This window comes from Shewanella sp. SM55 (assembly GCF_025654025.1).
In the GTDB taxonomy this organism is placed as follows: domain Bacteria; phylum Pseudomonadota; class Gammaproteobacteria; order Enterobacterales; family Shewanellaceae; genus Shewanella; species Shewanella oncorhynchi.
The window spans coordinates 114,282-126,762 of sequence record NZ_JAKKRS010000012.1; the positions used below are offsets into that span (position 1 = coordinate 114,282).

At 46.7% G+C, this 12,481-nt stretch carries 10 protein-coding genes; 2 read left to right on the forward strand and 8 right to left on the reverse strand.

Annotation, left to right across the window (positions count from 1 at the left end):
• Positions 1 to 100: 100 nt before the first annotated feature.
• From cyoE to L5L91_RS15390, 6 genes are all read right to left on the reverse strand, one after another.
• The gene (gene cyoE / locus L5L91_RS15365; protein ID WP_263237051.1) at positions 101 to 1,033 is read right to left on the reverse strand and encodes a heme o synthase; all 933 of its coding nucleotides are present in this window, start codon (positions 1,031 to 1,033) and stop codon (positions 101 to 103) included.
• A 13-nt stretch (positions 1,034 to 1,046) separates the two neighbouring features.
• A complete protein-coding gene (gene cyoD, locus L5L91_RS15370) occupies positions 1,047 to 1,388 on the reverse strand; it encodes a cytochrome o ubiquinol oxidase subunit IV (RefSeq protein ID WP_011920262.1) in 342 nt (113 codons plus the stop codon).
• Positions 1,388 to 2,008, reverse strand: a complete 621-nt coding sequence (gene cyoC, locus L5L91_RS15375) for a cytochrome o ubiquinol oxidase subunit III (RefSeq protein ID WP_011787513.1) — start codon at positions 2,006 to 2,008, stop codon at positions 1,388 to 1,390. The genes cyoD and cyoC overlap by 1 nt, the downstream gene beginning before the upstream one ends.
• Before the next feature lies 1 nt (position 2,009).
• A complete protein-coding gene (gene cyoB, locus L5L91_RS15380) occupies positions 2,010 to 3,989 on the reverse strand; it encodes a cytochrome o ubiquinol oxidase subunit I (RefSeq protein WP_263237052.1) in 1,980 nt (659 codons plus the stop codon).
• A gap of 2 nt (positions 3,990 to 3,991) precedes the next feature.
• Positions 3,992 to 5,095, reverse strand: coding sequence for a ubiquinol oxidase subunit II (gene cyoA / locus L5L91_RS15385; protein WP_263237053.1), 1,104 nt, complete (start codon positions 5,093 to 5,095; stop codon positions 3,992 to 3,994).
• Between the two features lie 189 nt (positions 5,096 to 5,284).
• Positions 5,285 to 5,674, reverse strand: coding sequence for a hypothetical protein (locus L5L91_RS15390; protein WP_168826289.1), 390 nt, complete (start codon positions 5,672 to 5,674; stop codon positions 5,285 to 5,287).
• Positions 5,675 to 6,289: 615 nt separating this feature from the next.
• Between L5L91_RS15390 and L5L91_RS15395 the strand changes: the two genes are divergently transcribed.
• Both L5L91_RS15395 and L5L91_RS15400 read left to right on the forward strand, forming a co-directional pair.
• Positions 6,290 to 9,937, forward strand: a complete 3,648-nt coding sequence (locus L5L91_RS15395) for an EAL domain-containing protein (RefSeq protein ID WP_263237055.1) — start codon at positions 6,290 to 6,292, stop codon at positions 9,935 to 9,937.
• 97 nt (positions 9,938 to 10,034) lie between these two features.
• The gene (locus L5L91_RS15400; protein ID WP_263237056.1) at positions 10,035 to 10,511 is read left to right on the forward strand and encodes a cytoplasmic protein; all 477 of its coding nucleotides are present in this window, start codon (positions 10,035 to 10,037) and stop codon (positions 10,509 to 10,511) included.
• A 24-nt stretch (positions 10,512 to 10,535) separates the two neighbouring features.
• On the opposite strand, the gene L5L91_RS15405 is transcribed toward L5L91_RS15400, so the two are convergent.
• Both L5L91_RS15405 and cysW read right to left on the reverse strand, forming a co-directional pair.
• Entirely contained in the window at positions 10,536 to 11,600 is a 1,065-nt protein-coding gene (locus tag L5L91_RS15405) for a sulfate/molybdate ABC transporter ATP-binding protein (protein WP_263237058.1), read from the reverse strand.
• A 27-nt stretch (positions 11,601 to 11,627) separates the two neighbouring features.
• A complete protein-coding gene (gene cysW / locus L5L91_RS15410) occupies positions 11,628 to 12,479 on the reverse strand; it encodes a sulfate ABC transporter permease subunit CysW (RefSeq protein ID WP_263237059.1) in 852 nt (283 codons plus the stop codon).
• Positions 12,480 to 12,481 lie beyond the last annotated feature (2 nt).

The window sequence follows — 12,481 nt, forward strand, 5'->3', positions numbered from 1 at the left end:
CAGGGGCTGTTTTAAGGGAGAAAAAAAGCGCTAATCTAGGTTAGCGCTTTTGTATTATCAACTTATTTCAGGACTAGACAACTAGCTGAAAGCTTAGGATTTACTTCACTAAGGTGAGCAGTGGCGCCTGACTCACGACTTGGAAGTCGAGCGCCATAGTCACACTGAGCGCCGTAATAGTGATGATTGAAAAACCAAACACTTGGCGAGCCCAGCGGTGCATGTCGACGCCGTGGCGATAACCTTTTAATGCCATGGCAAGCCACCACAGGCTGGTTGCGCAGGTGACCGCCATAAAGGCGATACCTGTGTAACCCGCGAGTGGCAACAGCGCACTGACTAAGGCGAACACAGCAATATACAGCACGATATGCAGTTTTGCCTTGGTCATGCCTTCTGCAACCGGTAGCACAGGAATATTAGCGGCCGCATAGTCATTAAAACGGAAAATTGCGATGGCGTAGGAATGTGGCATCTGCCATAGACTGAACATCAACAGCAAAATAGCCGCGCCCATGTCCATTTGCCCTGTCACACTGCAATAGCCAACCACGGGCGGTACTGCGCCCGAGAAGCTGCCAACTAAAGTGCCATACACTGAGTTACGTTTCATGTAGAGGCTATAAACCCCCACATAAACGATGTAACCAATAACGGCAAATAGCAGGGCTAATGCATTGGTAAACAAGGCTAAGATGCTAAAGCCCAACACACCTAAGGCGAGTCCAAACGCGAGTACGTTACCCACGGCAATTTCGCCCGTGACGGTTACGCGTTTGCAGGTTCGCTGCATCTTGGCGTCGATATCACGGTCAATACAGTTATTAACAGCGCAGCCCGAGGCTACAACCAAGGACAATCCCACTAAGCTCGCCAGCATCAAGATCAGATTTACGTCGCCTTTGGCGGCTAATAAAAAACCGCCAGCAACGGAAATCAGATTCCCGAAAATGATGCCAGGCTTAGTCACCTGCACATACCCTTTGAAGCGTGCTTTCCATTGCGGTGACATAAATCTGTCTTGTGTTTGCATAGACTGTTTCTCGTTACATCATCAAAGCGTTGGCTTCGAGTATGATCCACACCGACAGGCCGACGACCATGACAATAATCAGGGCGGTAAACAGGAAGGAGAAGGTATTTACTTTGCCTTCTTTCGAGAAATCTAAGTGCAAGAAGTACTTAAGATGTACCACTATCTGCACTATCGCCATCACTAGCACTAAGCTAAGGGTGGTCGCTTTCTCGAAGTGATGGGTCATTACGGCCCAAAACGGAATGGCGGTTAATACCACTGACAGCACAAAGCCCATTAGATATGACTTAATGCTCGCGGCCAGACTGTCAGTGCCATGGCTATGCTTATCAGTATGACTATGTGCGCTCATTACAGTGCTCCCAATAAATACACGACCGTGAATACACAAATCCACACTATGTCGAGGAAATGCCAGAACAGGCTTAAGCAGCTCAGGCGGGTGATGCTGCGATGACCTAAACCGGTTTTCGCCACTTCAATCATCATGATCGCCATCCAAATCAGACCTGCGGTCACGTGCAAACCGTGCATACCGACAAGGGTGAAGAAGGACGACAGGAAAGCGCTGCGCTGCGGGCCATTGCCATGTTCAATCAGGTGATGGAATTCATAGACTTCCATCCCGATAAACACACAACCGAGGGCGAAGGTGACGAGTAACCAAGCCAAGGTCGCGGCTTTGTTGTGGCGCTTAGCAAAAATCAGCGCCATGCCATAGGTAATACTACTAACGAGCAGGGCGGCAGTTTCAATCAGCACAAAGTCCAATTCGAAAATGTCTTTACCCGAAACGCCACCGTCCGTGTTCATGTAGAGCACAGCATAGGTTGCGAAAACCGAAGCAAACAAAATGCAGTCGGTCATCAGGTAAATCCAAAAACCAAACAGAGTGTTGCCACTGGTGTCATGGTGTTCGTGGTGATCTTCTGCGTGAGCTACTTCTAAATCTGCTGGTATTGCAATACTCATATCAGCCCCTTACTACATTGTTTAAGTGGGCATTTTCAATGCGAGCCACTTCATCGGGTTGCACGTAATAGTCGACGTCATTGTTATAGGCACGGAATAAGAACACGATAAACGCGCCCACTAAGCCCACAATGGCTAACCAGAGAATGTGCCAAATAGCGGCAAAACCTGCGGCAGTGATCCCCAGCGCCATTAAGATACCGCTTGAGGTATTTTTCGGCATATGGATTGGCTGATAGTGTTTGAGGCCTTGATAAGCCAAGCCTTTTTCTTTCGCATCGGTAAAGGCATCGATATCAGCAACCTGTGGCAGCTTAGCGAAGTTATAGCACTGGGGTGGTGAAGCGGTTGACCACTCTAACGTATGGCCATTCCATGGATCGCCCGCAGTATCGCGGTTTTGGTCGCGGTCACGGATACTCACGTACAGTTGGATAAACTGCAGAATGATACCGACCATGATGATGCAAGCACCCACAGCGGCTAAGTAGATCCACAGGTTCCATGCTGGGTTATCCGTATGGCTAATTCGGCGCGTCATACCCATAAAGCCTAATACGTACAGCGGCATAAAGGCCACGTAGAAACCGATTTGCCAGCACCAGAATGACGCTTTACCTAAACGCTCATTCAAGTGGAAACCTGTCGCTTTCGGGAACCAGTAAGCAAAGCCTGCTAAGTAACCAAATACCGCACCACCAATAATAGTGTTATGGAAATGCGCGATTAAAAACAAACTGTTATGTAGAACGTAATCGGCTCCCGGTAAGGCTAATAACACACCTGTCATACCGCCTATGGTGAAAGTCACCATAAAGCCTAGCGTCCACAACACAGGTACCGTTAACCGTAGGCGGCCACGGTAGATAGTGAACAACCAGTTAAACAGTTTTACCCCGGTTGGAACCGCAATCACCATAGTCATCACCCCGAAGAAAGCGTTGACATTGGCACTTGAGCCCATAGTGAAGAAGTGGTGTAACCAAACGATGAAACCTAAAATTGAAATCGCACCGCTCGCCCACACCATAGAGGTGTAACCGAACAAACGCTTAGCCGTGAAGGTTGAGATCACCTCGGAGAAAATACCAAAAGCAGGCAAAATCAGGATGTAAACTTCAGGATGTCCCCACGCCCAAAATAGGTTGATATACATCATGGCGTTACCGCCACCGTCATTGGTGAAAAAGTGGAAATCCATATAACGGTCGAGCGTTAACATGGCTAACACGGCGGTTAATATTGGGAATGAGGCGACGATCAAAATGTTCGCCCAAGTACAAGTCCAAGTGAAGATTGGCATTTGCATCAGCTTCATGTCGGGGGCACGCATCTTCAGTACGGTGGCGATAAAGTTCACCCCGGTTAAGGTCGTCCCTATGCCCGAAATCTGCAGTGCCCAGATATAGTAATCGACCCCAACCCCCGGACTGTAAGCCAGTTCTGAGAGGGGGGGATACGCCACCCAACCTGTTTTAGCAAATTCACCTAAACCCAATGAAATATTAATCAGCACAGCGCCAGAGGCGGTCAGCCAGAAACTGAGGTTATTCAAGAAGGGGAAGGCAACGTCGCGTGCGCCAATCTGCAGCGGCACGACTAAGTTCATTAGACCTATCATAAATGGCATCGCCATAAAGATAATCATGATCACGCCGTGGGCGGTGAAGATCTGGTCGTAATGTTCAGGCGGCAGATAACCTGCTGCGCCGTTGGTGGCGAGTGCTTGCTGGGTACGCATCATAATGGCATCGGAGAAGCCACGAATGAGCATCACCAAAGCCAACACTATGTACATGATACCGAGGCGTTTATGGTCAACTGAGGTTAACCAATTATTCCAGAGTACACTCCATTTTTTGTGTTTAGTGATCAAGGCTGCGATATACAAACCTACCACTGCGACGACCGCTAGGGTCACCATGATGATGGGCTCGTGATACGGAATCGCATCTAAGCTTAATTTACCGAGAAATGACATGATTACTCCGCCTCCACTTTGTGAGTGGATGAGTGCTCTAATGATGAAGGTTCTGTGGATGAATCCTGTGTTAATGACGGTGCAGAAGGTGTTGAGCTATCCATGTCGGCCATGTTCTGTGTATTTTCCATCGCGTGCTCGCCTGCCATATGTGCCATGTCGTGCATACCTTTCATGTCTGCCATGTCAGATGTGTGCTCAGTGCCCATGTGTTCCATGCCTGCGTGCATGTCCATTCCTTCGTGACCTTTCATGCCCTCATGTGAGTCCATGTGCATGTATTGCATCACGATTTGGTCAAACATCCCTTTGCTGACTGAGCCAAAGTATTCAACCGGATGGTATTCACTCGGTTTAGCCAGTGTGGCGTAGGCCGCTGAGTCCAATGTCTTGCCCTGTTGTTTTAACTTGGCAACCCATGCCTCGAAGTCGGCAGGTGTTTGAGTGGCAATCGCTTTAAACTTCATGCCCGCAAATCCGGCGCCGCTGTAGTTAGCTGAGATACCGTCGAAGGTGCCGGGCTCGTTAGCGATCAAATGCAACTTAGTGGTCATGCCCGCCATAGAATAAATCTGGCTGCCTAACTGAGGGATGAAAAAGGAGTTCATCGCAGTGTCAGAGGTGATCTTAAAGTTCACCGGCACATTGGCTGGGAACGCCAACTCATTGACCGATGCCACGCCTTGTTCTGGATAAATGAATAACCATTTCCAGTCCAGCGACACCACTTCAACCGTGACGGGTTTAGCTTCGTGATCTAAAGGTTTGTATGGATCAAGATCATGGGTCGAACCCCAAGTGATCACACCTAGCACTATCACGATCACAATCGGTACTATCCACACTACGGTTTCAATCGCCGTTGAGTGTGCCCATTTAGGCGCATAGATTTCCTGATCACGGCCATCGCGGTATTTCCACGCGAAGTACAATGTCATGGCAATCACAGGGATAACGACAATGAGCATGAGTAGGGTGGCGACGATAATCAGGTGTTTTTCATCGATACCGATTTGGCCCTTAGGGTCCAATACACCGCCATCACAACCCGCGAGCATGAGTGCTAGTGCCGCGATTGCTGCTTTACTTAATTTTCGAATTAACAAAGGAAGATTCCTCTAACCCTAAGGTTTACAACTCTGCCAAGCGTTAACCGGCAGTCGCACTAAGCGGCGTTATCTGAGCGCAAATCCTGAAACCCAAGAGGCATGACACAATAATGTGCCGCCATCCCGAGGCAAATCTAAGATCCGCTTTCAGCGCTTAATGCTTAATTTGAATTTAAAAACAGAGGGTTAAAATGGCGGAGCGCGACAACCGTGGGCGGTATGTTCGAGGGATTTTAGCCTTGGGGGTGCTAAAAAAAGTGAAGCGTTAGTTAAATCGAGATGATTGAAAAATTTGAAGCAGCAGTCGATTAAATGCCATAACTGCAGAATAACGAGGGGATTGAGTAATAACAGGCTGAGCAAACTAGCGCCGATAAACTCGACCAAAAAGCCATTGCTGAGGCTGATGAGTTCACTAATATCAACACAACCGCCGATTAATACGTATAAAACGTCAGCTACAGGCAGCACAAACAATAACCCGAAAAACAGGGTTAGGTTTGTCATGCTAAAGGTTGAAAGCCGAATAGTTAGGTTCAATCTTTCAACAATGAATTGGCTAAGAGCTAATTTCAATTAATGAGTCCGGCTGAACGGGAAAAGGAGTCAGTTGGCAGAACAAAAAATATTCAGCATGTAACTTTTTTATGCGGCAGGAGGATACCAAGAAGCGGCTATTGAATGAAAGCGGATCCCCGTAGTAAAAGGGCTTAAGTATTAAAAAAACCTTAATTAAAACTAAATGCGATCGTTAATTTTACAAAATTAACAGTGTTTAAACTGATTTTGTTCTCATAAAATAAAAAATTGTGAAGCCTCTCATTTATTCATTTTGACTAAAGTTGATTTGCTTGTGGTGTCATTGAGTTGATTATAGCCCCTATAAACATGTTAGCTTTACCCGTAAAAAGACTAAGCTTAACTTCTATGGCGGGGCTAATGTTGCCGATAGTTGTCTTGATGGGTTAGCTTGTTTGTCGCAAGATTGGGCTCGCCAAGTTTGGCTGTGTGATTAAGTGCATTTGAGATCGGCATCCCAAATAAAAACATCACGTTAAATGAGTGATTGTGTCAGTCATTTACGCTATTTACATTAGATAAACCGATTATTAAACTGTGAACTTATCTCGCCCCTGATATGTGCTTGAGATTGAGCCTGTGAGTAGGGCATGATGCTTCTCAATTCTCGAAGTGCGTCAGCATAAAGGACTACACATAAAGTCATTTATCCCATACCTTAAGGTAAACATTTTCATCGCCTTAGCTTACGTTATTGTAGGTAAGATTGGTTTGATGATTGCTTTGCCGCCTGGATATTCTGCTGCAATTTGGCCTGCCGCAGGTATTGCTATTGCCGCTTGTGTTTTATGGAAAGAATATGCGCCTTGGATTGGCGTGTTCATTGGTTCTTTGTTGATTAATCTCAACATCAGCGGACATATCCATTGGGGGTGGTTGCCCTTTGCGATTTCAATTGGCTCATCTATACAGGCAGTGCTTTCTGCCTATGTTCTTGGGCGAGTCGATCATTTATTCACCCTAGATAATCCTAACGCCGTCATTAAATCCTGCTTGAGTTTAGCTTTAACTTGTACTGTAGCGACTGTTTTTGGCAATTTCTCCTTAGTGATTAACGGTACGATTCCACAGTCCGATTTACTGGGTAGTTTAATAAATTGGTGGACTGGGGATTTGCTCGGTGCCGTGATTTTTATCCCTCTGACTATGTTGTTATTTGATAAGCGAGTTATTTGGCGTTCTCGCCGCATTCAGACGGGTGTGCCTTTGCTGGTGGGCTTTTTATTCTGCGTGGGGATTTATTACTACTCAGATATGAATCAGCGCCAACAGTTGCAGGATAAGTTTCTGGTTCAATCTAATGCGATTATTAGCAATATTGAAAGTTTTCAAGATGCTAACCTCCAACAAATTGTTGCCTTAGCAAGCTTGTTCGATAATAGCGAGCAGGTTTCTGAGGATGAGTTTGTACAGTTTGGCAAACGCAATATGTTGATGAAGGATGGCTTTAGAGCTTGGTCTTGGTCACCGCTTGTGGCGGCAGCCGATCAGCAAAGTTTTGAGGCATCAATTCGTTCTGTGGTTGGCGGTTCCTACAAAGTGACTCGTCCCGAAGGCTGGCAGGCGAATACTGATGGTTGGCTAGTCCCTGTGATGTATATTCAGCCGCAGATAGGTAACGAAGCGGCCTTGGGATTAGATCTCAATAGTGAGCCGACGCGAGCCGCTGCCATAGCAAAAGTGCGTGCGACGTTAGCACCCGTGATGACAGCCAAGATTCAATTAGCACAAGATCCCAATGGTCCTGGTGGCACTTTACTCATTGCTCCTGCTTTTGACAGATTGGGTAAGATCTCAGGGTTTTGTTCTGCTGTAATTGATTTGCAAGGCATTATTGATGATGTTGATAGTGTAAAAGGGTTGCAGTGGCAACTGACAGATATGAGTGCGGGCGGTACCTTACTTTATAGCAATACTCAAAAATCGTTTCCCGAATTTAGCAGTAAGCTCTTCAGCGATAAAACTGGGCAGTATTTTCAGGCAAACTTGATGTTAGCGGATCGTCATTGGCATATAGTGATTTATCAATCCTATGCGGTGCTGATGGGCGATACTTTTAGCTTATCGCTACTGATGCTGCTGCTCGCATTTATCACTTGTGCGGTCGTGGGCGGTATGACACTGGTTTCCTCCGGCGAGCGCCAACGTATTGCCGAAAAAGTGACAGAAAAAACCATGGCATTGTCGAAGGAAATTGCCCGCCGTCAGGCTTTTCAAGCTACCTTGGTCGAAAGTGAGCAAAAATATCGAAACCTATTTGATAAGGCCCCAGTGGGGCATGTGCTTAAACGTTTAGATGATGGTCAATTTGTGGCGATTAACCCCGCCTTTCAAGCGATTACGGGTTATTCACTCGATGAGCTTAATCAACTTGATCCTTGGGATCTTACCCCAAAGCGTTATCAATTAAGTGAAACTGAGCAATTAGAGCGCTTAAAGCAGACGCGCCGTTACGGCCCCTATCAGAAGCATTATTTACATAAAAATGGCCAATTAGTGGCGGTGCGCCTCAACGGGGCTTTAGTTACTGGTGCTAATGGTGAACAGCTAATTTTGTTTATTGTCGAAGATATTACCGAGCAGGAGCGTACCGTTGCGCGGGTAAATCTCTTGGCGCAAGTATTTCAGCAGAGTGGTGAAGGCATCACGATTATGGATGCCAACGATATCATTGTGGATGTGAATAGCGCATTTTCTCAGATCACGGGTTATTCCCGAGAGGACATTATTGGTAAAAACTGCCGTTTTATAGAGGCTGAACGAACGGACAAAAGTATCGATTCTCAAGTCCGTGCTGCCCTCGAGCAAACGGGTTTCTGGCAAGGTGAAGTCTGGGACAGGCATAAACAAGGCTACGATTTCCCGAAATGGTTGATGATGTCTGTGGTGCGGGATGATTCTGGTGCCGTGAGTCACTATATTGGCAGCTTTACCGATATCAGTGAGCGTAAAGTCAGTGAGGAACGCATTCATTTCCTTGCTCATCATGACTCTTTGACCTTATTGCCTAATCGACTGAGCTTGCAGTCGCGCCTCGAAGTGGTGTTTAAGGATGCTCTGATATCCCACAGCCAAATAGCGGTAATGTTCATCGACATGGACCACTTTAAAAATATCAACGATACCTTGGGCCATCATGTGGGCGATCAACTGCTGCTAGAGGTGGCCCGACGTTTGAAATACATCGTTGGTGATAATGATACTGTGGCGCGTTTGGGAGGCGATGAGTTTGTGGTTGCCTTGTCCGATACAAACCATGATGAAGTGGCCAGTTTAGCCGAGGCGCTGCGCAGTGGTTTGAGTCAAACCTATGTGATTAATAATCAAGCATTACATTCGTCGCCAAGTATAGGGATCAGTTTATTTCCCAATGATGGTGACAGTGTTGAAGCCTTGATGAAAAATGCTGATATGGCCATGTACCGCGCAAAAGCGGCTGGACGCAATAACTATCAATTCTTTACTGCGGCAATGAACACTTTGATCACTGAGCGCCAGCATATTGAAACTGGCCTAAGGCAAGTGTTAGCAAACGACGAATTACGACTTCATTATCAGCCACAAATTGATATTAGAAGCGGGCAAGTGGTCAGTGTCGAAGCGCTTGTGCGCTGGCAGCATCCCGAATTTGGCATGATAGCGCCTGACCGTTTTATTCCCATTGCCGAAGAGATCGACATGATCATCCCAATTGGCCAATGGGTGTTAGAAACGGCGATGGCGCAACTTGCTGTCTGGCGCGCAGCGGGTGCCACTGAGTTGCGAATGGCGGTGAATCTGTCAGCGCATCAACTCCGTAAGGATACGATAGTCGCCGATATTACCAATGTGCTGGTGAAGCATAAGTTGGGCAAAGGCGCACTGGAGCTGGAGATTACCGAGAGTGTGGCGATGCAATATCCTGAGCAGAATGCGCGCCTATTAGCGGAATTGCGCCAACATGGTATCGAGCTCGCCATCGATGATTTTGGTACAGGATATTCCTCTTTATCCTATTTGAAACTCTTGCCCTTAGACAGGTTAAAGCTCGACCGATCCTTTGTGAAGGATATTGAGACCGACTCGAACGATGCAGCCATTAGCGCTGCAACTATTTCTATGTCCCATGAATTGGGGTTAACTGTGGTCGCTGAAGGGGTTGAAAACGAGGCGCAATTGGTATTATTGTCGAGCATGGGGTGCGACTTAGTGCAAGGGTTTTACTTTAGTAAACCCTTAGCGGCAGAAGAGTGTTTCCGCTTTATCCAGCGTAATTTATAACAGCAGAGTGTTGTTGTTTTTCTAATGCTGGCGCAGAGTTGGACTATACTTGAGTTCGCATTATGCATGCGTTAATCAAAATACTAAGGATGGTTTTATGCAAGTCATCTTCACTAAAGGTACTCAGCGTTATGGCCAGTTGCGCTGTGTGCGCATGGACGGTAGTGCGACCCAAACCCAAATGCCAGAACAAGGTATAGCACCTCACGATATGATCCACTATGTGGTTGAAAAACGCCTGCATATTCAAGGCGCTTTCTTCTCGCAGATCAGAGCTGGCGCCGATATCAGCTTTACCTTAGAGCATAATGAAACCTCCCGCGGCATCGCTGATAAAACGGAGGCGTGGCAAACCGAATCCATAGTTGAGACCCTGCAGTTGCTACTGTGGTCGGGTGAAACGCCAACCTATGACGGCTTTATTTATCTGTTAGAGCAAGCCTGTAGCAGTCGAGACTTGGCCGTTCCTACTGTTAACCAAACAGATTTTGATCATATTCTCAATGAGATTATGGATTTGAGTGTCGAGTGGCAGGGAATGGGAGAAGGTCAGTCCTTGACCTTGAAGTTTTAATCTATTGATTATGGCGGTGAGTGGCTAAATGCCTTCCCCTAAAAAGACTTTGGTATAGCGTGGCTGGATCCAAGCGCTATCACCTTTGTTTATGCCAAGCTGTTTAAATTGCACTTTAGATAATTCAACATGGATCAGTTGGTTATTTAGCTCAGTTAGGACTTCTAATCTTACTGCAGGGCCAACTATGGTCACTAAGTCTAAACTGACTTTAAGGGCATTTTCAGTTGGTTGTGTCAGTACCTCGATTTCGTGTGGACGAACATAGGCCAAGCCTTGTTGCTCTTCGTTAATCGTGTGCTCAGGTGAGGGAATGTGGATATTGCCTATAGTGCTATGCCCTTGTTTTACCCGGGCATGAAATAGGTTCACATTGCCAAGAAACTCGTACACAAAAGGATTGCTTGGATTATCATAGACTTCTTCTGGCGTACCTTGCTGCTCGATACGACCTTGATTCATCACTACAATTTTATCTGCGACTTCGAGTGCTTCTTCCTGATCATGGGTCACAAATACGGTAGTGACATTAATCTCATCGTGTAAGCGTCTTAACCAGCGGCGTAATTCTGCGCGGACTTTTGCATCGAGCGCGCCAAAGGGTTCGTCTAACAGTAGAACCTTAGGTTCGACCGCAAGCGCGCGGGCGAGTGCGATGCGTTGCCTTTGACCGCCTGAAAGTTGTGATGGATAGCGATTAGCAGTCCAATCTAATTGGACGAGTTTGAGTAATGAATGCACCTTATCGGCAATGTCTGCCTTACTCGGACGTGTTTTTCGTGGTCTGACTGTGAGTCCATAGGCGACATTTTCGAATACAGTCATATGTTTAAATAGGGCATAATGTTGGAATACAAAACCGACACCGCGTTCACTCACATGCTGTGTGGTGATGTCTTCACCATTAAATCTGACTATGCCACTGTCGGCCTGTTCGAGTCCGGCAATAATCCTGAGTAAAGTTGTTTTGCCTGAGCCGGATGGGCCTAAAAGGGCCGTCAGCTCTCCGGTTTTGATCTCTAAATTGACCGAGTCCACGGCAACAAAATCACTAAAACGCTTATTAACTTGTTGAATGTGTATGCTCATAATGCTCTGTTCCCAAGGACGTTGCGTTTAGTTAATTTGATGTTTTCGCTCATCTTTCCACTCCACAAGGCTTTTCAGCACGATAGTGACCAGTGCTAAACCTGTGAGTAGGGATGACACGGCAAACGCGGCCGTAAACATGTATTCGTTATAAAGCACTTCTATGTGTAGCGGCATAGTATTGGTCTCACCTCGAATGCGCCCTGAGACTACTGCTACTGCCCCAAACTCGCCCATAGCGCGGGCATTACACAGGATCACGCCGTAGAGTAAGCCCCACTTAATATTCGGTAAAGTGACGTACCAAAAGGTCTTTAAACCACTGGCGCCTAAGGTGAGTGAGGCCTCTTCTTCATCTTTGCCCTGTTGCTGCATCAGTGGGATGAGTTCACGGGCAATAAAGGGTAAAGTGCCGAACATGATGACAATGACTATGCCCGGAACGGCAAAAATCACTTTTAAATCATGGGCAGCAAGCCAAGGCCCAAACCAGCCTTGGGCACCAAAGAGGATCACAAAAATCAGCCCGACCACGACGGGTGAAATGGCGAAGGGCATATCGATTATCGAGATCAGTATGGTTTTGCCTCTAAACTCAAATTTAGCAATGGCCCAAGCGATGGCGACACCAAAAATAGCATTGGTGGGTACAACAATAATTAACACTAATAAGGTGAGGCGAATGGAAGCGAGCGCATCGGGATCGGTCACGGCTTGCCACCAGATCTTGAGACCCGCTTCAAAGGCGCCGTAGAGCACAACCGCTAATGGCAAAACCAGAAACAGTGCGAGAAAGCTTAATGCGATCCCGATTAAACTCCACTTTATCCAAGGTGCCTCAGTGGTAGCGTGATAATTTACAGTCGATATTTGGCCCATAG